This is a genomic window from Rodentibacter pneumotropicus DSM 21403, assembly GCF_000379905.1.
Lineage (GTDB): Bacteria > Pseudomonadota > Gammaproteobacteria > Enterobacterales > Pasteurellaceae > Rodentibacter > Rodentibacter pneumotropicus.
In genome coordinates this window covers 68453-93459 of sequence record NZ_KB904055.1, presented here as the reverse complement: position 1 = coordinate 93459, position 25007 = coordinate 68453, and the positions used below count along the sequence as shown (strand labels likewise).

Below are 25007 nucleotides of genomic sequence, written 5' to 3'. Positions count from 1 at the left end.
TCATTTTGACCGCACTTTTTTACTTTCTCGCTAAAATCAAAAAACGGCAATCGTAAGGATTGTTCTCGTCTTTTTCTCGGTATTCTTCAAATTCAATATGCCATTCAGCCCAATTTAAGTTTGGGAAAAAGGTGTCGCCCTCAATTTCGCCTTGAATTTGGGTTAAATAGAGTTTATCCGCTTGGGGTAAATATTGCTTAAAGAGTTCACCGCCGCCAATCAGCATAATTTCTTCAGAATCTTTGACAAAATCAACCGCACTTTCAAGGTTGTTTTTCCAGATGATGCCTTCATATTTATAAGGCTGACGAGATAATACGATATTGACCCGTTTTGGCAGAGGACGACCAATACTTTCAAAGGTTTTACGTCCCATAATGACCGGTTTCCCTGTGGTATTTTTTCTAAACCAAGCAAGGTCGGCGGGAAGATGCCAAGGCATTTGGTTATCTTTGCCAATTACACCGTTGAGCGTGGTGGCAACAATTAAACTGAATGTCATAAAAACTCCTTGTTGAATTGCTGAGCAATATATCACAGCACCGAATAAAGTTAATGCTTTTTAACAAATTTAGTGATAACGTAAACGCCATTTTTTGAGACGAAAATAGAGAAAAATGAACAAGAAAACCATTGTTGTTAAATTTGGTACCAGCACCTTAACTCAGGGTTCGCCAAAATTAAATTCGCCACATATGATGGAAATTGTGAGACAGATCGCACAACTTCATCACGAGGGCTTTCGGATTGTGATTGTCACTTCCGGTGCGATTGCCGCGGGTCGTCATTATTTGAATCATCCCACGTTGCCTCCGACCATCGCTTCCAAACAATTATTGGCGGCAGTCGGGCAAAGCCAGCTTATTCAGGCTTGGGAAAAATTATTTGCCATTTATGATATTCATATCGGGCAGATTTTATTGACCCGTGCGGATATAGAAGATCGCGAGCGTTTTCTCAATGCCCGTGATACTTTGCATGCGCTTTTGGATAATCACATTATCCCTGTAATTAATGAAAACGATGCGGTGGCAACGGCGGAAATTAAAGTAGGGGATAATGATAACTTATCGGCATTGGTGGCGATTTTGGTGCAAGCAGAACAACTTTATCTTTTAACGGATCAGCAAGGGTTATTTGACAGTGATCCGCGTAAAAATCCGGAGGCAAAATTGATTCCGGTCGTGGATAAAATTACTGATCATATTCGTTCCATTGCGGGAGGAAGTGGTACAACCCTGGGTACGGGAGGAATGAGTACCAAGATTATTGCCGCTGATGTAGCAACGCGTTCTGGTATTGAAACCATTATCGCACCGGGTAACCGTTCAAATGTAATTGTGGATTTGGCACACGAACAGGGTATTGGCACGAAATTTACCGCCCATCATGCAGATCGTTTAGAAAGCCGCAAACAATGGCTATTTGCCGCTCCTTCAGCGGGAGCGATCACCATTGATGACGGTGCAGAACAAGCCATGCTTGTGCAAAACAAATCTCTTTTACCGGCAGGAATTTTGGCGGTAGAGGGGTGTTTCTCCCGTGGTGAGGTAGTGAAAATTCGCAATCAGGCGGGCAAAAATATTGCACTTGGTATGCCACGTTATAACAGTGATGCATTACTGTTAATCAAGGGAAAAAAATCTCAAGAAATTGAAGCTATTTTGGGCTATGAATATGGCTCGGTTGCACTTCACCGTGATGACATGATTATTTTATAAAAATAATGTTATTTAAGGAAAAGTAAATGAAAATGAAAAAAATCATTTTGAGTATAATAATTTTAACTTTGACTGCGTGCGTACAAACACAGGGGGCATTATCATCAAGATCGCCTATTTCCGTTAATGGACACATAAAACGTTTAAATACTATTGCCTGTCAGGATACTGACGATTGGTATTTGGATGGCTATCGCGTAGGCAAAGATTTTTCCACTTATCGGGAAAATCAACTCAATCAACGTATTCAGTTTTGCGGGGAGGCGACTTCTACACAGCGTAAGGCTTGGGGGGACGGCTATTTGGTAGGATATAAGAAAGTAGCTAAACAGAATAAGAAATCTAAAAGATCAAAAAAATCGTAAGCTAGGGAAGACAAAAAGCGGTTGAAATTCACACTGAAAATCAACCGCTCTTTTTATATTTGAAATTAAAGAATATCTAATAATTCTACTTCAAATACAAGGGTAGAGAATGGTGGGATTGATGCACCGGCACCACGCTCGCCGTAGGCTAACTCGTGAGGAATCGTGAGTTTCCATTTAGAACCGACAGGCATCATTTGTAATGCTTCCACCCAGCCGCGAATTACGCCGTTTACCGGAAATTCTGCAGGTTGACCACGTGATACGGAACTGTCAAATACGGTGCCATTTGGTAGTGTCCCCGTGTAGTGAACACGAACTTTATCGGTCGCTGACGGTTTCGCCCCAGAGCCTTCCGTGATGATTTCATATTGAAGACCGCTATCGGTGATGTTCACACTGGCTTTTTTGGCATTTTCTGCTAAAAATGCTTTACCTTCTTCCTCAATCACTTTGAATTTAGCCTGTTGTGCTTGTTCCGCTTGTTGTTGAAGCTGTTGTACGGAAAGCATTAACTCATTGATATCCAATGCAGGTTGATTATGATTGATCGCATCGAAAATCCCTTTTGCGACCGCTTCAACGGCAATCTCCATTTGGCTGTCTAATAATTGTTGACCGATTTGTAAACCGATACCATAACTGCCTTTTTCTGAAAGACTTTCTAATTTAACTTGTTCAAAATTCATGCTGTTTTCCTTTGTTAAAAATTAGTTTTTGTATGCCAAGATTTCACCCATACGAACCGGCTCGCCTACGCTGAGGTGTTCAGCCAATCGTACTTGATTTTCTTGGAATAAATTGATCACAGTGGAGCCAAGTTGAAACCAACCCATTTCTTGACCTTTTGTTAGTTTCACCGCACTTTCGCCTTCATAAGTCCAAGTTTTCACTTCATTATGACGTGGCGGATTAATCACCCCCGCCCAAGTTGTTCCAATACTTGCCGTGACGGTTGCGCCCACTAAAATTTGCACCATCGTGCCAAACTCCGTATCAAACACACAAATCACCCGCTCGTTACGGGCAAATAAATTCGGCACGTGTTGGGATAAAAACGGATTCACCGAAAATAAATCACCGGGAACATAAATCATTTTACGGAGCGTGCCATCACAAGGCATATGTACACGGTGATAATCTTTTGGTGAAAGATAGGTGGTCGCAAACTCGCCATTTTTAAAGGCTTCGACTAATTCTTTATCTTCCGCCAATAAATCCTCTAAACGGAAAAAATGCCCTTTGGCTTGTAATAAACGGTTACTATCAATATGACCACATTCACTGATGCGACCGTCTGCCGGTAGGCAAAGTGCGGTCGGATTTTGGTTAATTGGGCGGGCGTTGTCTTTTAACGGACGAATAAAAAACTCGTTGAAACTTTCATATTCATTAAATTGTTCTTTTTGCGCAATACTCATATCAATGTTGTATTTTTTCGCAAAGGCTTTAATGGCGAGATGTGTGACTTTGCCCCATTTTTGCTTTGCAAACCAGCCGGCAAATTGAGTTAAATAAAGTTGAGGCATCACATATTGAAAAGCAACTTTTAAGCGTTGCCAATAAGAAATTGAATGCATATTTATCTTCCTTTTGAAAATGAGCGCTGATTATAGCAATTTTTGTCATTCTTCCAACCTTTAATTCTCCCATAAAATTCACCGTATTTTCTATTGTGTATGAGAAAATAATTTGCTTTGGCTATTGTTCAATGAGGTCAAAAAGAGTATATTCAGCCCAAATTTTTATTCTTAGAAGGTTAGAAGAAGGGAGTTTTATTATGTTTGGTTTATCTCCGGCACAAATGATTATCTTGTTAGTGGTGATTTTGTTGGTTTTTGGTACGAAAAAATTAAGAAATGCAGGGGCTGATCTTGGTGCTGCGGTAAAAGGCTTTAAAAAGGCGATGCAAGATGATGAGCCAAAAGCCAAAGATGCGGAATTTAAATCCATTGATAACAACAGCGAAACAGCGAAAACTGAAACAACAAAAGAAAAAGAACAGGCATAACCCGTGTTTGATATTGGTTTTTCCGAACTTGTTTTATTGATGATTGTAGGCTTAGTGGTGCTAGGTCCTAAGCGTTTGCCGGTGGCAATCAGAACGGTGATGGGGTGGGTAAAAACCATCCGTGGGTTAGCTGCCAATGTGCAAAATGAATTAAAACAAGAACTGAAATTACAAGAATTGCAGGATAGCATTAAGAAAGCGGAATCCCTGAATTTACAAACCCTTTCTCCTGAGCTAAGCAAAACCGTTGAAGAATTAAAAGCGCAGGCGGACAAAATGCGCACCGAATTAGAGTCAAAAGCCGCAGAAGCGGGTACGACGGTGGAAGAACAGATTAAAGAAATTAAAAGTGCGGCTGAAAATATTCAATCTGACGAAAATGCGCTTTCAAGCGATATGCTAACAAAGAATAAAACCGTAGAAACCGATGAAAAAACGTCTTCGGATCTGACCGCACTTGAACCCCATGAACAAGCTGAATTAACGGAGCGTTTGTCCGATTATTATCCACCGGATGATATGGAAGTAGCACCGGCACCAAAATCCCAATCATAGAGAGTTTTTATGAATCACGTGGATGAATCTCAACCCCTTATTACCCATCTCGTCGAATTAAGAAACCGCTTATTGCGTTGTGTGATTTGTGTTGCGGTGATCTTTGTTGGTTTGGTGTATTTTTCTAATGATATTTATCATTTCGTTGCTTCTCCCTTGACAGAGGTTATGCCGAAAGGTGCAACGATGATTGCAACGAATATTCAAACCCCTTTTTTTACACCGATTAAATTAACCGCAATTGTCTCCGTGTTTATTTCGGTGCCTTATTTGCTTTATCAAGTTTGGGCATTTATTGCGCCGGCATTGTATCAACATGAAAAACGTATGATTTATCCGCTGTTATTTTCCAGTACGATTTTATTTTATTGTGGTGTTGCCTTTGCCTACTATGTGGTATTTCCTTTTGTTTTCAGTTTTTTCACCCAAACTGCACCGGAGGGGGTGGCGATTGCAACGGACATTAGCAGCTATCTTGATTTTGCGCTAGCCTTATTCCTTGCTTTTGGTGTGTGCTTTGAAGTGCCGATTGCAATTATTTTACTTTGCTGGACAGGCGTCACAACAGTAAAATCACTTTCAGAAAAACGCCCTTATATTATTGTCGCTTCGTTTTTTATCGGAATGATTTTGACACCTCCAGATGTGTTTTCTCAAACATTACTTGCCGTACCAATGTGTTTATTATTTGAACTTGGTTTGCTCGTCGCTCGTTTCTATCAACCAAAGGATGATGCTGAAGAAAGTGCGGTTAAAAATTCGGAAGAATCTAATAAAACGGAATAAATGATAAATGGGGGCATCGCCCCCTTTCTCGTCATAAATAGTCAGTAAAAGGATAACAATATGACCCAACAAATTTTTACAGGATTTCCTACCCGTCGTTTACGCCGTTTACGTAAACATGATTTTAGCCGTCGCCTTGTGGCTGAAAATAAACTCACAGCAGATGATTTAATCTATCCGGTGTTTATTTTAGAAGGTGAAAATTACCGTGAAGCGGTTCCTTCTATGCCGGGTGTGGAACGTTTAACCATTGATCAATTATTAATCGAAGCTGGGCTTTTAGTGAAATACGGTGTGCCGGTTATTTCTCTTTTTCCCGTAATTGAACAAAACAAAAAAACTTTAATGGCAGAAGAAGCCTATAATCCGAACGGTTTGGTGCAACGTGCCGTCAGAGCTTTAAAAGTGGCGTATCCGGAATTAGGCGTGCTAACGGATGTGGCACTTGATCCTTATACTATTCACGGGCAAGACGGCATTATCGATGAGGAAGGCTATGTGTTAAACGACATCACAACAGATGTTTTAGTGAAACAGGCGCTTTCTCATGCGGAAGCCGGGGCGGATATTGTTGCACCGAGTGATATGATGGACGGACGTATCGGGCGTATTCGCCAAGCGTTAGAAGAAAAAGGTTTTATCAATACACAAATTATGGCGTATTCCGCAAAATATGCCTCAAATTATTATGGGCCTTTCCGTGATGCGGTCGGTTCTTCTTCCAATCTTAAAGGTGGCGATAAGAAAACCTACCAACTTGATCCTGCAAATGGTGATGAAGGCTTGCAAGAAGTGGCACTTGATTTGCAGGAAGGGGCGGATATGGTGATGGTAAAACCGGGAATGCCGTATTTGGATATGGTTTATCGTGTGAAAACACATTTTGGTGTGCCAACTTTTGCTTATCAGGTTTCCGGTGAATATGCGATGCATATGGCGGCAATTCAGAATGGTTGGTTAAAAGAAAAAGAATGTATTATGGAATCCCTTCTTTGCTTTAAGCGTGCGGGAGCGGATGGCATTTTAACTTATTTTGCCAAACAGGTAGCGGAATGGTTGTATTTGGAAAATCAAAATAAATAGTTTTTCATGTAAAATGTGATCTTTATCACGAAAATTAAATTTTATCTAATAAAAACGAGAAAAAATTAAATTTTTTCTCGTTTTTTCTTTTTTATCCATTTTTTCATTAAAAAAATCATTGCAATGTTAAATGAGTCATTGCATATTGTTTTTACAACCGTTGGCAAACGGTTGCTCATAATAAAACAAACACACAAACATCAAAAATTAAGAAGGAAACACAGTATGTCAACAGTCTCATCTTTAGAAGGGTTTTTAGCAAAAGTCGCACAGCGTGATGGTCATCAACCTGAATTCTTACAAGCGGTTCGTGAAGTTTTCACTTCTATTTGGCCGTTTTTGGAAGCCAATCCAAAGTATCGTTCTGAAGCCTTATTAGAACGTCTAGTTGAGCCGGAACGTGTATTTCAATTTCGTGTAGCTTGGACGGATGATAAAGGTCAAGTTCAAGTTAATCGTGCGTTCCGCGTACAGTTTAATAGTGCGATTGGACCTTACAAAGGGGGGATGCGTTTCCATCCGTCCGTGAATCTTTCAATCTTAAAATTTTTAGGTTTTGAACAAATTTTTAAAAATGCGCTAACAACTTTACCGATGGGCGGTGGCAAAGGCGGATCGGATTTTGATCCTAAAGGTAAATCTGATGCGGAAGTGATGCGTTTTTGTCAGGCGTTGATGGCGGAATTATATCGTTATATCGGCGCAGATACCGATGTACCGGCTGGTGATATCGGTGTGGGAGGGCGTGAAGTGGGCTACCTTGCCGGTTATATGAAAAAATTATCGAATCAAGCAGCCTGTGTTTTCACCGGGCGCGGTTTATCTTTCGGTGGGAGTTTAATTCGTCCGGAAGCAACAGGCTACGGATTAGTTTACTTCGCACAAGCGATGTTAGCAGAAAAAGGGGATAGTTTTGCGGGGAAAGTGGTCTCTGTTTCAGGTTCGGGAAACGTGGCGCAATATGCTATAGAAAAAGCTTTAGCATTAGGAGCAAAAGTGGTGACCTGTTCGGATTCCTCAGGTTATGTTTATGATCCAGAAGGATTTACTTCTGAAAAATTGACCGCACTTTTAGACATTAAAAACGTTAAACGTGGTCGCGTAAAAGATTATGCGGCACAGTTTGGTTTGCAATATATTGAAGGTAAACGCCCTTGGGAAGTGAAAGCGGATATCGCGCTTCCTTGTGCTACCCAAAACGAACTTGAAATTGCCGATGCAAAAGCCTTGATTGCAAACGGTGTGAAATTAGTTGCAGAAGGCGCAAATATGCCGACTTCCATTGAAGCAACAGAGGCATTTTTAGAAGCTGGTGTGTTATTCGGACCAGGAAAAGCCGCTAATGCAGGCGGAGTCGCAACATCCGGTTTAGAAATGGCACAAAGCTCACAACGCCTATATTGGACAGCAGAAGAAGTGGACGCTAAATTGCACCGCATTATGCTGGATATTCACGCGAACTGTAAAAAATACGGTACATTAGAAGGACAAGCAAACATCAATTATGTGGTGGGGGCAAATGTTGCCGGATTTGTGAAAGTAGCAGATGCCATGTTGGCACAAGGCGTTTATTAATTTCTATTTCTAAAAACATTGAATAAATTGACCGCTCTTTTCATTAAAGTGCGGTCATTTTTTCTTCAGAATTTCCTATTTTCCCAACGCTGTTTTAGCTTGCCTTTTTGTTCAAAAAGTGTAAAATCCTCAGGCTTTTTGTCTATATATACAGAGAAAAAAGTAAGCTATATTTTTAAGTGACTTTCGAGCTTAGAAATATTCTTTTAGTAATCAAATAATTAGAGGAAGGTTATGGTAACCATTCGTTTATCTCGTGGCGGAGCTAAAAAACGCCCTTTTTATCAAATCGTAGTCGCTGACAGCCGTTCACCACGTGACGGTCGTTTCATTGAGCGCGTAGGTTTCTTCAATCCGATTGCTCAAGGTAATGCTGAACGTCTTCGCATTGACTTAGACCGTGTAAATCACTGGGTAGGTCAAGGTGCGTCATTATCTGATCGCGTTGCCTGTTTGGTAAAAGAAGCTCAAAAAGCCGCTTAATTCGCTTTTGAGTAGAGATAGGTGAAAAATATGGAACAACAACGTATTGAAGTTGTGGGCAAATTGGGCTCAACCTATGGTATTCGTGGGTGGTTGCGTATTTATTCATCGACCGAATATGCCGAAAGTATTTTTGACTATCAGCCTTGGTTTTTAAAAATCAAAGGTGAATGGCAGTCAACAGAGCTTGAAAATTGGCGTCATCATAATCACGAGCTGATTGTAAAGCTAAAAGGCACAGATGATCGTGAAGCAGCCCAAGTTTTAGCAAATGTTGAAATTGGTGTGGACCTCTCCGTATTTCCTGAATTGGAAGAAGGAGATTATTACTGGCATGATTTAATCGGTTGTTCAGTAGTCAATCTTCAAGGCTATACGATGGGAACGGTCACTGAAATGATGGAAACCGGTTCAAACGATGTTCTGGTCGTCAAAGCCAATAGCAAAGATGCTTTTGGAAAACAAGAGCGGTTAATTCCGTTTTTGTATGAACAAGTAGTTAAAAGAGTCGATCTCACCACGAAAACCATTGAAGTGGATTGGGACGCTGGTTTCTAATCTCAGGTATGCTCGAATGTAATGTTGTCAGTTTTAAACAAAGTACGGCTGAATTATGCAGATCGGAATAATTACGTTATTCCCCGAAATGTTTAAAGCTATTACGGAATTTGGGGTAACCGGTAGAGCCGTAAAACAGAATCTCTTGCAAGTGCAATGCTGGAATCCTCGTGATTTTACGCGAGATAAGCATAAAACAGTCGATGATCGCCCTTATGGTGGTGGGCCGGGAATGCTAATGATGGTGCAGCCTTTACGGGATGCTATTCACGCAGCAAAAGCGGTTGTGGGAGGAGGTGCAAAGGTGGTTTACCTTTCACCACAAGGACGTAAACTTGATCAATCCGGCGTTGTGGAGCTGGCACAAAATCAAAAATTGGTTTTAGTGTGCGGGCGATATGAAGGGATTGATGAACGATTGATTCAAACTGAAATTGATGAAGAATGGTCAATCGGTGATTACGTTTTAACCGGAGGTGAATTGCCGGCAATGACATTAATTGATGCCGTTGCTCGGTTTATTCCTGGTGTATTAGGCAAACAAGCTTCCGCAGAAGAAGATTCTTTTGCTGATGGTTTATTGGACTGTCCACATTACACCAGACCGGAAGTTTTAGAAGGCCTAACCGTTCCACCGGTGCTGATGTCGGGGCATCACGAAGAAATTCGCAAATGGCGGTTAAAACAATCGCTTGAAAGAACATGGCTCCGTCGCCCTGAGCTCTTAGAAGACCTAGCTCTGACTGACGAACAACGTAAGCTGTTGAAAGAAGTGAAAACGGAAAGTAACAGTAAATTCAGTTAATTCTAGGATCATTAGATCAATTAAGGATCAAAAAATGTCTAATATTATTAAACAACTTGAACAAGAACAATTAAAACAAAATGTACCGAGCTTCCGCCCGGGTGATACTTTAGAAGTTAAAGTATGGGTAGTAGAAGGAAGTAAACGTCGCTTGCAAGCATTCGAAGGCGTGGTTATTGCGATTCGTAACCGTGGCTTGCACTCTGCATTTACTTTACGTAAAGTATCAAACGGCGTAGGTGTTGAACGTGTATTCCAAACTCACTCACCAGTAGTAGATTCTATTACTGTTAAGCGTAAAGGTGCGGTGCGTCAAGCAAAACTTTACTACTTACGTGAACGTTCAGGTAAATCTGCTCGTATTAAAGAGCGTTTGGGCGAATAATTTCGCAAATAAAGAAGAATGTAAGGCTTGGGTTTTCCAAGCCTTTTTTGTTATCAAAATTAGAAAAATTTAACAAAACTTGCAAAATATCAAATTTTGTTTAGATAACAAGGGATGTATCTTGCAAAGCATACCTAAGAGAGTAGAATATTCACGATTGTAGTGTTAAAAAGAAATCATCATATTTAGGTATTTTATGTCAGATGTTAAAAACTCCTCTACGGTAGCATTAACGCCGGTTGAAGCGACGGATTTTGCAGAAAGTGCAGCTGTTTATAAAGCGAAAAAACGTCCATTTCTTTCTTTTATGTCTGGTATTAATGCTGGTGCATGTATTGCATTAGCATTTGTTTTTTATACAACTACACAGACTGCATCTGCAGGTGTTCCATGGGGAATGGCTAAATTGGTTGGTGGTTTAGTATTTTCTATTGGTGTGATCATGGTGGTGTTGTTAGGCTCTGAGCTTTTTACTTCATCAACGCTCACATTTATTGCTCGAGTTGGTGGAAAGATCACCACATGGAAAATGATTCGGAACTGGATTGCCGTATATTTAGGTAATTTTGTCGGTGGTTTGATTATTGTCGCACTTATTTGGTTTGGTGGTCAAACGATGGCGGCAAACGGACAATGGGGGCTGACAATTCTTAATACGGCACAACATAAGATTCACCATACTTGGTTTGAAGCCTTTAATTTAGGCATTTTGTGTAACATCATGGTATGTTTGGCCGTTTGGCTGTCTTATTCGGGTAAAACGGTTATAGATAAAGCATTTATTATGATTATGCCGATTGCTTTATTTGTCGCATCAGGCTTTGAACACTGTGTTGCAAATATGTTTATGATTCCAATGGGTATTATTACTGCCCATTATAGCCCCCCAGAATTTTGGCAGCAGTTAGGCATTGAAGCGAGTAAATATGCTGATTTAGATGTCTATCATTTTATCGTAAAGAATTTAGTTCCGGTAACGTTGGGAAATGTAGTGGGTGGTGCAATTTGTATTGGTTTATTCCAACGTTACTTAACAAAATCTCACGAATAAATTGCAACAAATTATTTTTATTAATTAACAAAGGAAATGACTATGTCAGAACTTAGTGAAGCGCAAAAAGTTGCTTGGACCGGTTTTACCGATGGTGATTGGCAAAAAAATGTCAATGTACGCGACTTTATTCAAAAAAACTATACTCCGTATGAAGGCGATGATTCTTTCTTAGCTGGTCCGACCGAAGCCACAACTAAACTTTGGGAATCGGTGATGGAAGGAATTAAAATTGAAAACCGTACACACGCGCCATTAGATTTTGATGAGCATACGCCATCAACAATTACTTCTCACGCACCGGGCTATATCAACAAAGATTTAGAAAAAATCGTTGGTCTTCAAACCGATGCTCCTCTAAAACGTGCGATTATGCCATTCGGTGGTATTAAAATGGTGGAAGGTTCATGTAAAGTTTATGGTCGTGAGCTTGATCCTGAAGTAAAAAAAATCTTTACTGAATATCGTAAAACCCACAACCAAGGGGTGTTTGATGTTTATACGCCGGATATTTTACGTTGCCGTAAATCAGGTGTGTTAACCGGTTTACCGGATGCTTATGGTCGTGGTCGTATCATTGGGGATTATCGTCGAGTTGCGCTTTATGGTGTTGATTTCCTAATGAAAGATAAATACGCTCAGTTCTCATCTTTACAAGATAACCTTGAAAATGGCGTAGATCTTGAAGCAACAATTCGCTTACGTGAAGAAATCGCAGAACAACATCGTGCGCTTGCTCAAATGAAACAAATGGCAGCAAGTTATGGTTACGATATTTCTAACCCTGCCACTAACGCTCAAGAAGCGATCCAATGGATGTATTTCGCTTATTTAGCAGCGATCAAATCACAAAATGGTGCAGCAATGTCATTTGGGCGTACGGCGACTTTCATTGATATTTATATTGAACGTGACTTAAAAGCGGGCAAAATCACAGAAGTGGAAGCACAAGAATTAGTTGATCACTTAGTGATGAAATTACGTATGGTTCGTTTCTTACGTACGCCTGAATATGATCAATTATTCTCCGGTGATCCAATGTGGGCAACAGAAACCATTGCCGGTATGGGGTTAGACGGTCGTACATTAGTCACCAAAAATACCTTCCGTATTCTGCATACTCTTTACAACATGGGAACATCTCCGGAACCAAACTTAACAATTCTTTGGTCTGAGCAGTTACCGGAAAACTTCAAGCGTTTCTGTGCAAAAGTTTCTATTGACACTTCATCTGTTCAGTATGAAAACGATGATTTAATGCGTCCTGACTTCAATAACGATGACTATGCAATCGCATGTTGCGTATCACCGATGATTGTTGGTAAACAAATGCAATTCTTCGGTGCCCGTGCTAACTTAGCAAAAACCTTATTATACGCAATCAATGGTGGTATCGATGAAAAATTAGGTATGCAAGTAGGTCCTAAAACTGCGCCAATTACAGATGAAGTGTTAGATTTTGATACTGTGATGACCAGCATGGATAGTTTTATGGATTGGTTAGCAAAACAATACGTCACCGCCCTAAACATTATCCACTATATGCATGATAAATATTCATACGAAGCAGCGTTAATGGCATTACATGATCGTGATGTATTCCGTACTATGGCGTGTGGTATTGCTGGTCTTTCTGTGGCGGCTGATTCACTTTCTGCTATCAAATATGCGAAAGTAAAACCAATTCGTGGCGATATTAAAGATAAAGAAGGAAATGTTGTTGCTTCTAACGTAGCAATCGACTTTGAAATCGAAGGTGAATATCCGCAATATGGTAACAACGACAACCGTGTAGATGACATTGCTTGTGATTTAGTTGAACGTTTTATGAAGAAAATCCAAAAACTCAAAACTTACCGCAATGCAGTGCCTACTCAATCTGTGCTTACCATTACTTCTAACGTAGTATATGGTAAGAAAACAGGTAACACACCTGATGGTCGTCGTGCCGGTGCACCATTCGGACCGGGTGCTAACCCAATGCATGGTCGTGACCAAAAAGGTGCGGTAGCCTCATTAACTTCTGTGGCTAAACTTCCGTTTGCTTATGCGAAAGATGGTATTTCTTATACTTTCTCAATCGTACCAAATGCCTTAGGTAAAGATGCGGAGGCTCAACGTCGTAACCTTGCTGGCTTAATGGATGGTTATTTCCATCACGAAGCAAGCGTTGAAGGCGGCCAGCACTTAAATGTTAATGTGTTGAATCGTGAAATGTTGTTAGATGCAATGGAAAATCCGGATAAATATCCACAATTAACTATTCGTGTTTCCGGTTACGCAGTACGTTTTAACTCTTTAACCAAAGAGCAGCAACAAGACGTGATTACCCGTACTTTCACAGAATCAATGTAAAAAATTTGAAAAAACTGACCGCACTTTGGCGGAAACAACATTAATGATGAGCCTGATTTAAGTCAGGCTCATTTTTTATTGTGGCATATTCTGATAAAATTTAACGATATTATTTGATTGTGGATTTATTATGTCTGTTTTAGGAAAAATTCATTCCTTTGAATCTTGTGGTACCGTTGATGGACCGGGCATTCGTTTTATTTTATTTATGCAAGGTTGCTTAATGCGTTGTAAATATTGCCATAACCGCGATACATGGGACTTAGATGGTGGTAGAGAAATCAGCATTGACGAGCTAATGAAAGAAGTGGTGAGTTATCGTCATTTTATGAATGCAACGGGTGGTGGAGTAACGGCATCGGGTGGTGAGGCGATTCTTCAGGCTGAATTTGTGAGGGATTGGTTCCGAGCTTGTAAAAAAGAGGGAATTAATACTTGTCTTGATACCAATGGTTTTGTTCGCCATTATGATCATATTATTGACGAGCTACTCAATGTGACCGATCTTGTGTTACTTGATTTGAAAGAATTAAATGATCAGGTTCACCAAAATTTGATCGGCGTACCTAATAAACGAACCCTTGAATTTGCAAAATATTTACAAAAGCGTAATCAAAGAACCTGGATTCGCTATGTGGTAGTGCCGGGCTACACCGATAATGATCATGATGTCCATTTACTTGGACAATTTATTGAGGGGATGGAAAATATCGAAAAAGTCGAGTTATTGCCTTATCACCGTCTTGGAGCACATAAATGGAAAACTCTTGGATTTGATTACGAGCTTGAAGATGTTATGCCACCAACACGTGAATCACTCGAGCATATAAAATCCATTTTAGAAGGCTACGGACATACCGTTAAATTTTAATTAACAGCCGGCTAACATTAGGCTAAGGAGTAAATAATGAAAAAACTGATTTTAATTTTCCCTGTCGCGCTACTTGCCGCTTGCACTGTTTCGACACAAAAAAATTTTGAACATCAAAATGTTAAGCTCACTCCACCAACACAAGATCGTCAAGGTTATGTACGCTTGGTAAAAAATGTCAATTACTATATTGATACAGATTCGATTTGGGTTGATAACGAAGAACCTCAAGAAGTGCATTTTGACGCAGTTGTTAATTTAGAACAAGGGTTATATGTTTATCCAAAAGAATCGAAACGCTATGCCCGTTCTGTTCGTCAATATAAAATTTTGAATTGTAAAAATTATCGCTTAACACAGGTACGCACCGATTTCTATGATGAGTTTTGGGGAGAAGGTTTGCGCGCCGCACCTAAAAAACAAGAGAAATATAGTATTCGTTTAACACCTAATACCACGCTTTATAATGCAGCACAGATTATTTGTGTAAATTACAGTAAATAATCTATTTAGAGATAAAGGTCGCGGGTTGCGACCTTTGAATTAAAAAGTTAAGCGATCACGATTTTTTTCGAGGGTTGCTTTACCGATACCTTGGACTTCAAGTAATTGCTCAGCGGTGGTGAAATTACCATACTTTTCACGATATTGAACAATGGCCTCTGCTTTTTTCGCACCAATACCGGTTAGGGATTTTTGAATTTCACTTGCCGTAGCTGTATTGATATTGAGCTTATCACCCACATTTTTTGATGATACATTTTCGATAGTCTCTGTTTGTACCGTAATAGACTCCTCTGCTTTTTCTTCTGCAAATGAGTTTGCGCTAAATAACGTACTTCCTAAAATGATTGAACTGATTAGGGTTTTGATTAATTTCATAGTGTTTCCTTGTTAATAGTGAGAATGTTGATAAAATCAACGTCAGTATTTTTTCTACTTCTATGAAAATAAACAATAAAGTAACCGCATTTTTACGATCCTGGTCGAAAAATCCACGTTTTACGAAGTAAAAATGGGCACTTATGAATCATGTCGTGGTTGATGTGGTATCAAAATTAGTCTGCTATGTTTAAATTTTTTGTTTTTTCAACCGCACTTTTTCTTTCTTTTTCCTCTTATGGCGAACAATTTGTTTCGCTGACGCTATGCAGCGATCGGCTTTTGGCAGAATTAGCACGCCCCGACCAAATTGTGGCGCAATCATCTTATTCCAAAAATCCACTGATGATGTTAGATAAGGTTAATACCAATAAACCGACTCTCGAACCGCAACTCACTGCATTATTACCTTACTTGGATAAAACCATATTTATCAATGAAGCATTTTATCCCCAGCTTGTGGAAGAACTGAAAAAACTTGGGGCAAAGGTGATTCCCGTTAATGATGTCCCACAAACGTTTGATGAACTCTTTGCTTTGATATTAAAACTTGGAAAAATCACGGGCAATGAAATTCATGCAGAGCATTTGGTGAAAACATTGAAATCGCAAAATTTCACGCTAAACCAACCTCTCACAGATACTTTAATGCTTTCGGATACAGGCGTAGTGGAAAGCAATTTTCCACAATATTCCGCTTTACTTAATTTACTGGGATTAACACCATTGAAAATGCCATTCACTGCACAAAATTTTTCCCTCGAAAAAATGTTGCTTACCCAACCAAATGTACTGATTGAAATTTCAGATAAACAAAGCTATAACGAACAGGCTGAGTTACTCAATCATCCGATTTTACAAAAACTTTTTAAAAACAGACCGCACTTTCGTATTCCAATGAAATACACCTACTGCTTCGATCACGGTATTTGGCAAGGGGCGGAAAAGATTTTCCAACAGCTAAAACAATCAAGATACGGATATAAAAATGAATAAAGTGCATCGGTTAAACCGTTTTTTTGCCGTCTTACTGATAATGATCGGCACACTCGCCACCTGCTATCAACTGAATGAGTTTAGTGCGTTACGCAACGCAGACGGCATCATCAGCGATATGCGTTCGTTAGTGATATGGGACATTCGCCTACCCCGTATATTATTGGCGGTGCTGACAGGCGCAAGTTTAGCGCTTGCAGGCAATGCGATGCAGGCGGTTTTTCAAAATCCCCTCGCCAGCCCCGGATTGCTCGGCAGCGCTAATGGGGCAACCACCGCCAGCGTTTTTTTGCTCTACTATTTTTCCCTTCCTGCCCCCCTATTGTTGCTCGGCGGCGTACTTGGGGCATTAGCCAGTTTTGCGTTGGTCTCTCTCATTGCGCACAAACAAGGCGCAACGGTGATGATCTTAAGTGGCGTGGCGGTGAATATGCTACTTGGCTCGGCAATTGCCCTATTGCTCTCAAATGCTGACAGCCCGTGGGCATTGGCAGAACTTTATCGCTGGCTGCAAGGCTCGTTAGTGTGGGCAAAAATGGAGACGCTCCTTTTATCGCTCCCGATTCTACTACTCGGTGGCTTTTGCCTTTTTCAGCAACGGCGTTATATCGACTTTCTCACCTTTGGCGAAGAAAGCGCTGCCACGATGGGGATCAACCCGAAACGGAGCTTTTTTATCACCGCACTGGGGGTGGCATTGCTAGTTGGTGCGACCATTCCCCAAACAGGGACAATCGGCTTTATCGGTTTAATCGCCCCTCATTTCGCCCGAATGCTACTCAAAAAACGCCCCTCTCAGCTTTATGTGAGCAGTGCGTTAATCGGTGCGTTATTGCTGCTCATCGCCGATCTCAGTGTGCAATATCTCCCGCTTTTCTCACACATCTACATCGGCACACTCACCGCCATCATTGGTGCACCCGTGCTGATTTGGATTTTACTGACGCAACAACGGAGGCTTGCCCGTGATTAACCTTGAAAATGTGAGCCAGCCCTACGGCTTAAGCAATGTTAGTTGCCATATTCCGCAAGGAAAATTGGTCGGCATTATGGGGGCAAACGGCGCAGGCAAATCCACGCTGTTGAAAAGTTTGGCGGGAATCTTACCCCTTGCAAGCGGTCAAATTTGGTTAAATGGTCGCAAATTAAGCGAAATGAGCGCCCAACAGAAAAGCGAACAGCTCGCCTATCTTGCCCAAAATACCGCCATTCACTGGGATTTGTCCACTTATGAGGTGATCGCCTTAGGGTTGCCTTATCCCCTTAGCCCTGCAAAAGAGCAGGAAAAAGTGCGGTCAATTTCAGCGCGATTTTCTGTTTCTGCCTTATTGGATAAACCCTTTCAGCAACTGTCAGGCGGTGAAAAAGCCCGTGTGCAACTGGCGCGTTGTTGTATTAAAAATGCGCCATTACTGCTTGCAGATGAGCCGATTGCCCCGCTCGATCCCTATTATCAAATCGATATGATGGAACAGCTTAAGTCCCTCACGCCCAAACAGACGTGCGTGGTGGCAATCCATCATTTATCACTGGCGTATAAATTTTGTGATGAGGTGATTTTGCTGGATAAAGGCAACGTGCTAGCCTGTGGCGAAACGCAAGCGGTGCTAAATGCTGAAAATCTTGCAAAAGCCTTTGGTGTGCGTGCCGAATTTGATTTAGCGCAAAAAGAGATATTGGGGGTAGAGAAGTTGGAAAGCTAATGCTAACTGATTGAATGTTTAGGAAAGTTGGACGTTGATTCCCCATTTAGAAAATCAACCATACAATCGCTAACTTTCTTTACAACTCAGCCAACGCACCTGCGTACCTTGATGGTTTTTATAATACGTCGAACGATTTTGGCGTGCGACTAAATCCACAACTCGCCCCTCAATCGGCTGATAGGAACGGTAAATGACCTCAAATCTCGAACCGCGTGTATTTAACGCTCGGTTCTCAATATGATCAAACGGCACAGCCTTACCCCCATCTAACTGAAAATAGATCCCAAAATTCTCTTTCAAACGGCTCTCTCTCGACAGAGGGAAATAGGTTGTTAAATAAGAAGTAGATTGAGTTTCGATATTTTGACAAATATAGTAATAGCGTTTATACGCGGTGGGGTTATTGAGTTCCGCTTGGGTGATGTTTTCTTTTAAAAAACGGGTTTTAACGGGCTTCTTCGGCGGTTGTGTAGTTGTGCAGGCAAAGAGCACGAAGACCGTAGCCAAAAGGAAAAGTCGTTTAAGTTTGTTCATCGTTAAACATAAATAGAAAATCAGGTGGCGTATGATAGCGGAAATTGGAGAGAGTGCAAGTTTGAGAAAATAGACAATTTTTTCATTGAATTATTAAAACAAGATTATACCGTTGATGTCGGTAAACTTGATAGCAAAGAAATTGACTTTATTGCTCGCAAGTCTGATGAAATTTTATATATTCAAGTTGCCTTTTAAATTCTTGAAAGTACCCACGAAACCGATAATCTTCTGCATATCAAAGATAACTATAAAAAGATCTTAATTACTACTATGAACAAATGGAGATTAATGGGGTTGAAGTAGTTTATGAGGTGGATTGGTTGTGCAATAAATCTAAAACGTTGGAATTTTGACCGAATTTTTTAGTGATGAAAACTTGTGCTAGCATATGTTTCCTAACGCATGCCCTAATCACTAAAGTGCGGTGAGTTTTTTGGGGGGGAAGAATTAGAGTTATGTACTCGCTGAGAAGCCTGCGCCGCGATAGGACTGATCGCTGTATATAAATAATTAAATATTGTTTGATATTCTCATTATTTAGTTGAAAATATAACTATTTATTATACGGAGGATAAAATGCTTAAAAAGCTTAAACTTCAAGCGGGGACATATCCTAACTCAGATGAAAACTTGGAAATAGAACTTAGCCCTGTAACTGTTTTTATTGGACCCAATAATAGTGGTAAATCTCAGGCTTTAATTGAAATAGAGGGATGGATAGCTAATGGAAGAACGGAATTATTAAATGTAATTAGTAATCTAGAGTTTGAAAGTTTAACCCGTGAGCAAGTTTATGAAAAAATATTAGATAAAATCAAAATTGCTCCTTCAAAGGATTTTACTCCTTATAATAACGATTATTTCTTAGTTGGAAAGTATGGTAATAATATTCAGATTTATTTGCCTGATTTAATAAGGGTTGCATTCCTCCCAACTAGGGAGAACATTAAAAATTCAGCGTTAGTGGAAGTTTTATCTTATTTTACGACAAGACTTGATGGATATAGTAGATTATCTTTGGTTAATTCACAACATGCTGGTGATCTGCAAGAAAATCCTATAGGCAGTTTTTCTAAATTATTTAGGGATCAGGTATTAATTTCTAAAGTGAGAGATGTTATTTATAGTGCTTTTAAAAAATATTTAGTAATTGATCCTACTAATTTAGGTAATCTTAGATTGAGATTGTCCGAAGAAGAACCTAAAGATGGTTTAGATAAAAGGCTTACCGAAGAAGCAATAGCTTTCCATAAAAATGCAATTTTAGTGGAGAATGCTAGTGATGGTGTTAAAGCATTTATAGGAATTATAATATCTTTAATTGCTGGAGAGTCTGATTTCATATTGGTTGATGAACCAGAGGCTTTCTTACATCCAACTCTCTCCTATAAATTAGGTAAAGAGATTACATCGATATTAAATAGTGATAAAAGACTATTTGTTGCAACTCATAGCGCTGATTTCTTGATGGGCTGTGTACAAAGTAAGGTTGGTATCAATATTGTTAGACTTACTTATGGGATTCAGGGAGCTACAGCGAGAATTTTAACGCAAGATAAGTTGAAACCTTTAATGCAAAATCCTTTATTACGCTCAATAGGTGTTTTTAATGCTCTTTTTTATAATGCAGTTATAGTTACAGAAGCAGATGCAGATAGAGCTTTTTATCAAGAAATAAATGAACGACTATTAAGAGAAAAAGATCCTAGAGGTATTGAAGGATGTTTATTTCTAAATGCTCAAAATAAACAGACCGTTTGGGATATTGTTAAGCCATTAAGAGAATTAGGCATTCCTACAGTTGGGATTGTTGATATTGATGTAATTAAAGAAGGCGGAGATGTCTGGAATAAAGTATTAAATGGAATATATTTGCCTGAACTCAGTCATGAATCTTACAGGACTAATAGAGCTAAACTAAAAAAAGCTTTTGATAGTATTTCAGGAAAAAATATGAAATGTGATGGTGGAATTAATTTATTGAATGGTTCAGAGAAAAATTTTTGTTTAGATTTCTTTAAAAATTTATCAGACTACGGATGTTTTGTTGTTCCTGTGGGGGAAATTGAAAGATGGTTAGAAAATCTTGATATTGAGCGTGGAAAATCATCTTGGTTACGAAATATCTTTGATAAAATGGGAGATGATCCTGATTTAGATGAGTATATTAGACCCACTGATGGGGATGTATGGGACTTTATAGGAAAAGTTGCTGAATGGATTAATGATCCAAATAAAAAAGGCATTCCTAAATAAATGACCCTATCCCCAATTCTATGTAAATACTCAAATAAATATCTGTTCTTATGAAATACCACCTAATATTAGGTGGTATTTCATTACTTTAATTTTTTATCCTACTTCATCACCACCCCCAACCACTTCACCATCTCTTTCTCACTCCAGCCTTTACGTTGTGCATAATCCACGGCCTGATCTTCATCAATTCTTCCTAGAGTGAAGTAATTGGACGCTGGATGGGTGAAGTACCAGCCACACACACTGGCGGCAGGCCACATGGCGTAGCTTTCGGTGAGTTTCATACCAATGCGTTGTTCGACTTCCAGTAAATCCCAGATAATCTGTTTTTCGGTATGCTCTGGGCAGCTTGGGTAGCCGGGGGCGGGGCGAATGCCGACATATTCTTCACGGATCAAGCGGTCGTTTTCAAAGGTTTCTTTGCTATATCCCCAGATTTTCGTGCGAAGTTCAAAGTGCAGATATTCCGCCATTGCTTCGGCAAGACGATCGCCGACGGCTTGCAGTAAAATGGCGTTGTAATCGTCTCCTTCAGCTTTGTAGCTTTCGACTAAATCGTATTCTTCAATCCCTGCACACACGGCGAACATGCCGAACCAATCTTGCTTACCGCTCTCTTTGCTTGCGATAAAATCGCTTAAGCAAAGATTGTACGGGCTTTTGCTGTTTTTACCCCGTTCGCCTTGTTGGCGCAGATGATAGGCTTTGCCGATGACAAAAGTGCGGTCGGAATTTTGATAGATTTCAATATCATCACCCACACTGTTAGCAGGGAAAATGCCCATCACACCGCTTGGGTTGAGCTTGTGATTTTGCTCTAATTCGTCCAACACGTTTTGCGCATCATTCCACACTCGGCGGGCTTCTTCGCCCCCTTCAGGATAGTCAAAGGCATCGGGGTAGCCACCCATTAAGCCCCATAGTCGAAAGAATGGCGACCAGTCGATAAATTTTCGGAGTGTGGCAATCGGCACATTTTTATACTCCACAATGCCCGTTTGCTTTGGTGTTGGCACTTGGTAATCCACCCATTCGCCGCTGAACGCATTAAAGCGGTTAGCTCTGGCTGCCTCGATTGGCAACTGCTTGCGAGGCGCTTTTTTGTTGGCAAAAGCCTGCTGGATTTGCTCGTACTCTTTTTTCGTTCTCGCCCACAATTCTGCTTTCGTTTCCGGATTCATCAATGCCGCACAGACGGTCACGGCACGGGAGGCATTGGTGGTGTAGATCACTTCGTGCTGATATTTCGGGTAAAGTTTAATCGCCGTGTGTTCTTTGGAGGTGGTCGCCCCGCCGATAATCACGGGAATGTTCAACTTCAAGCGGTTCATTTCGCCTAAAAAGTATTCCATTTCATCAAGGGACGGTGTGATCAAACCACTCAAGCCGATAATATCCGCTTTTTCGTCAATCGCCGTTTGAATGATTTTATCCGCAGGCACCATCACGCCCAGATCAATCACTTCAAAATTATTACATTGCAACACGACGCTGACGATATTTTTGCCGATGTCGTGAACATCGCCTTTCACAGTTGCAATCACCACTTTGCCGCTTGATGAGCCTTTTTGCTTGGTGGCGTTGATAAACGGCTCTAGATAGGCGACCGATTGTTTCATCACACGGGCGGATTTCACCACTTGTGGTAGGAACATTTTACCGTCCCCAAACAGATCGCCGACCACGTCCATACCGTCCATCAACGGCCCTTCGATCACCTCTAGCGGTGTAGGGAATTTTTGGCGTGCTTCTTCGGTGTCCTCCACAATATAGGTGGTAATCCCTTTCACCAAGGCGTGTTTTAAACGCTCTTCTACCGTCCAAGTCCGCCATTCAGCGATGCTGTTTTCCTCGTGGGACGCGGTCTGATTGCGGTATTTTTCTGCAAAATCCAGCAGACGTTCGGTCGCATCAGCACGGCGGTTGAGTACCGCATCTTCCACGACTTCACGCAATTCGGGATCGAGATCGTCATAAATCGCTAACTGCCCCGCATTGACAATCCCCATATCCATTCCTTGCTTGATGGCGTGATAGAGAAACACGGCGTGAATTGCCTCACGCATCGGGTTATTGCCTCGAAATGAAAAGGACACGTTTGACACGCCGCCCGAAATTTTGGCGTGTGGCAAGGTTCGTTTAATTCGCCCGGTGGCGTTGATAAAATCCACGCCGTAGTTATTGTGTTCTTCAATGCCCGTGCCAATGGCGAAAATATTCGGGTCGAAAATAATGTCTTCAGGCGGAAAGCCGACTTGATCGACCAAAATCTGATACGCACGGGTGCAGATTTCCACTTTGCGTGCTTCGGTATCCGCCTGCCCGACTTCATCAAATGCCATCACAACCACTGCCGCACCGTATTTGCGCACCAATTTGGCTTGTTGGATAAATTTTTCCTCCCCCTCTTTCAGTGAGATGGAGTTGACAATGCCTTTCCCTTGAATCGCTTGCAAACCTGCCTCAATCACCTCCCATTTACTTGAATCGATCATTACAGGCACTTTTGCCGCATCGGGTTCGGTCGCCATAATGTTGAGGAAACGGGTCATACATTTTTGTGAATCGAGCAGGGCTTCGTCCATATTGACATCGATCACTTGCGCGCCGTTTTCCACCTGATCAATGGCGATCTCAATGGCTTCGGCAAATTTTTCCTCTTTAATCAATTTTTTGAATTTTGCCGAGCCCGTCACATTATTGCGCTCGCCCACATTGACAAACAGGCTGTTGTCATCAATGTTGAGCGGTTCAAGCCCGGATAAACGCATCGCCGTTTTGATGTCGGGTAAGGGGCGCGGCGGAATGTTTGCCACCGCGTCAGCAAAGGCTTTGATGTGTTCGGGCGTTGTGCCACAACAGCCGCCGACAATGTTGACCAAGCCACTCTCCGCCCACGCTTTGATATGCTCCGCCATCTCGTCTGCACCCAAGTCGTAGCCACCAAAAGCATTCGGCAAACCTGCGTTAGGGTGAACGGAAACGTAGCTTTCGCTAATTTTCGACATTACTTCCACATAAGGTCGTAACTCTTTTGGCCCTAAGGCACAGTTTAATCCAAAACTGAGCGGTTTAGCGTGGCGAAGGGAATTGTAGAAGGCTTCGGTGGTTTGTCCTGAGAGCGTTCGCCCTGAGGCATCGGTAATCGTGCCGGAAATCATAATCGGCAAGTCAACGCCCAAATCTTCAAACACGGTTTCAATGGCAAAAATCGCGGCTTTGGCGTTGAGAGTGTCGAAAATCGTTTCGATCATAATGATGTCCGCTCCCCCTTCGATTAAGCCCCGAGTCGCTTCGGCGTAGGCATCGACCAATTCCATAAAGGTAATGTTGCGGAAACTCGGATCATTCACATTCGGTGAAATCGAGGCTGTGCGGTTAGTTGGGCCTAAAATGCCCGCCACGAAGCGAGGCTTTTCGGGGGTGGAATATTTATCGGCGGCAAGGCGTGCCAGTCTTGCCCCTGCAACATTCAGCTCATAAGCGACCGCTTGTAAATCGTAATCCGCTTGGGCAATGGTGGTGGAGCTAAACGTGTTGGTTTCAATAATATCCGCCCCTGCCTCAAGGTATTTTTCGTGAATGGCGGAAATCAATAGCGGTTGTGTAAGAGTGAGTAAATCGTTATTGCCGCGTAAATCAATCGGACTGTTTTTAAAACGCTCACTGCGGAAATCTGCCTCGGTGAGTTTATATTGTTGGATCATCGTCCCCATTGCCCCATCGAGGATTAAAATGCGTTGGGAGAGGGCGTTTTTGAATTGGTTTAAGGCTGTTTTTTGCATAATTTAGATTTTGTAAGAATAGAGAAATGATGAATGGATAATAGGCAGATGTATTGGCAGTGTCAAATATTCCAAGAGGAAAGTGCGGTGAAAAATCAGCGTGTTTTTATTTCAAGGTAATCGCACTTGTGAAACAGGCTATTTTACATTCACCGTAACCGTTGCAACCTTCATTATTTATGATTAAATCTGGGGAGATAGCCTGTTGTGGGCACACCATTTTATAATGGTGTCTTTA

General features: G+C 41.1%; 25 protein-coding genes and 1 pseudogene. 20 read left to right on the top strand and 6 right to left on the bottom strand.

What is annotated here, in order from left to right; genetic code table 11:
* Window positions 1-19 precede the first annotated feature (19 nt).
* A complete protein-coding gene (folA, locus tag A3GE_RS0106560) occupies window positions 20-502 on the bottom strand; it encodes a type 3 dihydrofolate reductase (RefSeq protein ID WP_018356461.1) in 483 nt (160 codons plus the stop codon).
* Window positions 503-617: 115 nt separating this feature from the next.
* On the opposite strand from folA, the gene proB reads away from it, so the two are divergent.
* Complete coding sequence (gene proB, locus A3GE_RS0106555) at window positions 618-1721, top strand: glutamate 5-kinase (RefSeq protein WP_018356460.1); 1104 nt, start codon at window positions 618-620, stop codon at window positions 1719-1721.
* A 26-nt stretch (window positions 1722-1747) separates the two neighbouring features.
* Window positions 1748-2086, top strand: coding sequence for a hypothetical protein (locus A3GE_RS11205; RefSeq protein ID WP_018356459.1), 339 nt, complete (start codon window positions 1748-1750; stop codon window positions 2084-2086).
* Window positions 2087-2151: 65 nt separating this feature from the next.
* On the opposite strand, the gene bamJ is transcribed toward A3GE_RS11205, so the two are convergent.
* Together bamJ and asd are read right to left on the bottom strand one after the other, a co-directional pair.
* Entirely contained in the window at window positions 2152-2775 is a 624-nt protein-coding gene (gene bamJ / locus A3GE_RS0106545; protein ID WP_018356458.1) for a BamJ family beta-barrel-assembly machinery protein, read from the bottom strand.
* 21 nt (window positions 2776-2796) lie between these two features.
* Entirely contained in the window at window positions 2797-3666 is an 870-nt protein-coding gene (asd, locus tag A3GE_RS0106540) for an archaetidylserine decarboxylase (RefSeq protein WP_018356457.1), read from the bottom strand.
* Between the two features lie 200 nt (window positions 3667-3866).
* Here asd and tatA point away from each other — a divergent pair, with 200 nt between their 5' ends.
* The 13 genes from tatA to A3GE_RS0106475 all read left to right on the top strand — a co-directional run bounded on the left by tatA (window position 3867) and on the right by A3GE_RS0106475 (window position 15108).
* Window positions 3867-4097, top strand: a complete 231-nt coding sequence (tatA, locus tag A3GE_RS0106535) for a twin-arginine translocase TatA/TatE family subunit (protein WP_018356456.1) — start codon at window positions 3867-3869, stop codon at window positions 4095-4097.
* A 3-nt stretch (window positions 4098-4100) separates the two neighbouring features.
* Window positions 4101-4652: a Sec-independent protein translocase protein TatB gene (gene tatB, locus A3GE_RS0106530; RefSeq protein WP_018356455.1), complete on the top strand. Its 552-nt coding sequence runs from the start codon at window positions 4101-4103 to the stop codon at window positions 4650-4652.
* A 9-nt stretch (window positions 4653-4661) separates the two neighbouring features.
* Window positions 4662-5438: a twin-arginine translocase subunit TatC gene (gene tatC / locus A3GE_RS0106525; protein ID WP_018356454.1), complete on the top strand. Its 777-nt coding sequence runs from the start codon at window positions 4662-4664 to the stop codon at window positions 5436-5438.
* Window positions 5439-5498: 60 nt separating this feature from the next.
* A complete protein-coding gene (hemB, locus tag A3GE_RS0106520) occupies window positions 5499-6521 on the top strand; it encodes a porphobilinogen synthase (RefSeq protein WP_018356453.1) in 1023 nt (340 codons plus the stop codon).
* Between the two features lie 225 nt (window positions 6522-6746).
* Complete coding sequence (gene gdhA, locus A3GE_RS0106515; protein WP_018356452.1) at window positions 6747-8096, top strand: NADP-specific glutamate dehydrogenase; 1350 nt, start codon at window positions 6747-6749, stop codon at window positions 8094-8096.
* 234 nt (window positions 8097-8330) lie between these two features.
* Window positions 8331-8579 (top strand): 30S ribosomal protein S16, encoded by a 249-nt coding sequence (gene rpsP, locus A3GE_RS0106510; protein WP_018356451.1) that lies wholly within the window; start codon window positions 8331-8333, stop codon window positions 8577-8579.
* A gap of 30 nt (window positions 8580-8609) precedes the next feature.
* Window positions 8610-9137 carry a ribosome maturation factor RimM gene (rimM, locus tag A3GE_RS0106505; RefSeq protein WP_018356450.1) on the top strand — a complete coding sequence of 176 codons (528 nt, stop codon included), beginning with the start codon at window positions 8610-8612 and terminating at the stop codon, window positions 9135-9137.
* Between the two features lie 55 nt (window positions 9138-9192).
* A complete protein-coding gene (gene trmD / locus A3GE_RS0106500; protein ID WP_026215421.1) occupies window positions 9193-9942 on the top strand; it encodes a tRNA (guanosine(37)-N1)-methyltransferase TrmD in 750 nt (249 codons plus the stop codon).
* 34 nt (window positions 9943-9976) lie between these two features.
* Window positions 9977-10327, top strand: coding sequence for a 50S ribosomal protein L19 (gene rplS, locus A3GE_RS0106495; protein WP_018356448.1), 351 nt, complete (start codon window positions 9977-9979; stop codon window positions 10325-10327).
* A gap of 196 nt (window positions 10328-10523) precedes the next feature.
* Complete coding sequence (gene focA / locus A3GE_RS0106490; protein ID WP_018356447.1) at window positions 10524-11378, top strand: formate transporter FocA; 855 nt, start codon at window positions 10524-10526, stop codon at window positions 11376-11378.
* Between the two features lie 42 nt (window positions 11379-11420).
* Window positions 11421-13733 carry a formate C-acetyltransferase gene (gene pflB, locus A3GE_RS0106485; RefSeq protein ID WP_018356446.1) on the top strand — a complete coding sequence of 771 codons (2313 nt, stop codon included), beginning with the start codon at window positions 11421-11423 and terminating at the stop codon, window positions 13731-13733.
* Between the two features lie 130 nt (window positions 13734-13863).
* Window positions 13864-14604, top strand: a complete 741-nt coding sequence (gene pflA / locus A3GE_RS0106480) for a pyruvate formate lyase 1-activating protein (protein WP_018356445.1) — start codon at window positions 13864-13866, stop codon at window positions 14602-14604.
* Window positions 14605-14640: 36 nt separating this feature from the next.
* Complete coding sequence (locus A3GE_RS0106475) at window positions 14641-15108, top strand: surface-adhesin E family protein (RefSeq protein ID WP_018356444.1); 468 nt, start codon at window positions 14641-14643, stop codon at window positions 15106-15108.
* 39 nt (window positions 15109-15147) lie between these two features.
* On the opposite strand, the gene A3GE_RS0106470 is transcribed toward A3GE_RS0106475, so the two are convergent.
* Window positions 15148-15486: a helix-hairpin-helix domain-containing protein gene (locus A3GE_RS0106470; protein ID WP_018356443.1), complete on the bottom strand. Its 339-nt coding sequence runs from the start codon at window positions 15484-15486 to the stop codon at window positions 15148-15150.
* A 186-nt stretch (window positions 15487-15672) separates the two neighbouring features.
* Between A3GE_RS0106470 and A3GE_RS0106465 the strand changes: the two genes are divergently transcribed.
* The 3 genes from A3GE_RS0106465 to A3GE_RS0106455 are packed head-to-tail and all read left to right on the top strand — an operon-like array spanning window position 15673 to window position 18185.
* Complete coding sequence (locus tag A3GE_RS0106465; protein WP_018356442.1) at window positions 15673-16482, top strand: TroA family protein; 810 nt, start codon at window positions 15673-15675, stop codon at window positions 16480-16482.
* Window positions 16475-17455 (top strand): FecCD family ABC transporter permease, encoded by a 981-nt coding sequence (locus A3GE_RS0106460; RefSeq protein WP_018356441.1) that lies wholly within the window; start codon window positions 16475-16477, stop codon window positions 17453-17455. The genes A3GE_RS0106465 and A3GE_RS0106460 overlap by 8 nt, the downstream gene beginning before the upstream one ends.
* Window positions 17448-18185 (top strand): ABC transporter ATP-binding protein, encoded by a 738-nt coding sequence (locus tag A3GE_RS0106455; protein ID WP_018356440.1) that lies wholly within the window; start codon window positions 17448-17450, stop codon window positions 18183-18185. Before A3GE_RS0106460 ends, A3GE_RS0106455 begins: the two co-directional genes overlap by 8 nt.
* A gap of 69 nt (window positions 18186-18254) precedes the next feature.
* On the opposite strand, the gene A3GE_RS0106450 is transcribed toward A3GE_RS0106455, so the two are convergent.
* Window positions 18255-18722: a hypothetical protein gene (locus A3GE_RS0106450; RefSeq protein ID WP_018356439.1), complete on the bottom strand. Its 468-nt coding sequence runs from the start codon at window positions 18720-18722 to the stop codon at window positions 18255-18257.
* A gap of 81 nt (window positions 18723-18803) precedes the next feature.
* Here A3GE_RS0106450 and A3GE_RS12480 point away from each other — a divergent pair.
* Window positions 18804-19078, top strand: a pseudogene (locus A3GE_RS12480) (hypothetical protein); the annotation flags it as partial.
* Between the two features lie 223 nt (window positions 19079-19301).
* Window positions 19302-20981 carry an ATP-dependent nuclease gene (locus A3GE_RS0106435; RefSeq protein ID WP_018356437.1) on the top strand — a complete coding sequence of 560 codons (1680 nt, stop codon included), beginning with the start codon at window positions 19302-19304 and terminating at the stop codon, window positions 20979-20981.
* A gap of 101 nt (window positions 20982-21082) precedes the next feature.
* On the opposite strand, the gene metH is transcribed toward A3GE_RS0106435, so the two are convergent.
* On the bottom strand, window positions 21083-24769 hold the full coding sequence (gene metH, locus A3GE_RS0106430; RefSeq protein ID WP_018356436.1) for a methionine synthase: 3687 nt from the start codon (window positions 24767-24769) through the stop codon (window positions 21083-21085).
* Between the last annotated feature and the right edge of the window lie 238 nt (window positions 24770-25007).

Coding starts and splice junctions, on each gene's coding strand:
- rplS (WP_018356448.1), top strand. CDS start 9,977: ATGTCTAATATTATTAAACAACTTGAACAAGAACAATTAAAACAAAAT.
- asd (WP_018356457.1), bottom strand. CDS start 3,666: ATGCATTCAATTTCTTATTGGCAACGCTTAAAAGTTGCTTTTCAATAT.
- focA (WP_018356447.1), top strand. CDS start 10,524: ATGTCAGATGTTAAAAACTCCTCTACGGTAGCATTAACGCCGGTTGAA.
- tatC (WP_018356454.1), top strand. CDS start 4,662: ATGAATCACGTGGATGAATCTCAACCCCTTATTACCCATCTCGTCGAA.
- folA (WP_018356461.1), bottom strand. CDS start 502: ATGACATTCAGTTTAATTGTTGCCACCACGCTCAACGGTGTAATTGGC.
- metH (WP_018356436.1), bottom strand. CDS start 24,769: ATGCAAAAAACAGCCTTAAACCAATTCAAAAACGCCCTCTCCCAACGC.
- A3GE_RS0106470 (WP_018356443.1), bottom strand. CDS start 15,486: ATGAAATTAATCAAAACCCTAATCAGTTCAATCATTTTAGGAAGTACG.
- rpsP (WP_018356451.1), top strand. CDS start 8,331: ATGGTAACCATTCGTTTATCTCGTGGCGGAGCTAAAAAACGCCCTTTT.
- pflA (WP_018356445.1), top strand. CDS start 13,864: ATGTCTGTTTTAGGAAAAATTCATTCCTTTGAATCTTGTGGTACCGTT.
- proB (WP_018356460.1), top strand. CDS start 618: ATGAACAAGAAAACCATTGTTGTTAAATTTGGTACCAGCACCTTAACT.
- A3GE_RS0106435 (WP_018356437.1), top strand. CDS start 19,302: ATGCTTAAAAAGCTTAAACTTCAAGCGGGGACATATCCTAACTCAGAT.
- A3GE_RS0106460 (WP_018356441.1), top strand. CDS start 16,475: ATGAATAAAGTGCATCGGTTAAACCGTTTTTTTGCCGTCTTACTGATA.
- A3GE_RS11205 (WP_018356459.1), top strand. CDS start 1,748: ATGAAAATGAAAAAAATCATTTTGAGTATAATAATTTTAACTTTGACT.
- hemB (WP_018356453.1), top strand. CDS start 5,499: ATGACCCAACAAATTTTTACAGGATTTCCTACCCGTCGTTTACGCCGT.
- A3GE_RS0106450 (WP_018356439.1), bottom strand. CDS start 18,722: ATGAACAAACTTAAACGACTTTTCCTTTTGGCTACGGTCTTCGTGCTC.
- tatA (WP_018356456.1), top strand. CDS start 3,867: ATGTTTGGTTTATCTCCGGCACAAATGATTATCTTGTTAGTGGTGATT.
- trmD (WP_026215421.1), top strand. CDS start 9,193: ATGCAGATCGGAATAATTACGTTATTCCCCGAAATGTTTAAAGCTATT.
- gdhA (WP_018356452.1), top strand. CDS start 6,747: ATGTCAACAGTCTCATCTTTAGAAGGGTTTTTAGCAAAAGTCGCACAG.
- bamJ (WP_018356458.1), bottom strand. CDS start 2,775: ATGAATTTTGAACAAGTTAAATTAGAAAGTCTTTCAGAAAAAGGCAGT.
- A3GE_RS0106475 (WP_018356444.1), top strand. CDS start 14,641: ATGAAAAAACTGATTTTAATTTTCCCTGTCGCGCTACTTGCCGCTTGC.
- A3GE_RS0106465 (WP_018356442.1), top strand. CDS start 15,673: ATGTTTAAATTTTTTGTTTTTTCAACCGCACTTTTTCTTTCTTTTTCC.
- pflB (WP_018356446.1), top strand. CDS start 11,421: ATGTCAGAACTTAGTGAAGCGCAAAAAGTTGCTTGGACCGGTTTTACC.
- rimM (WP_018356450.1), top strand. CDS start 8,610: ATGGAACAACAACGTATTGAAGTTGTGGGCAAATTGGGCTCAACCTAT.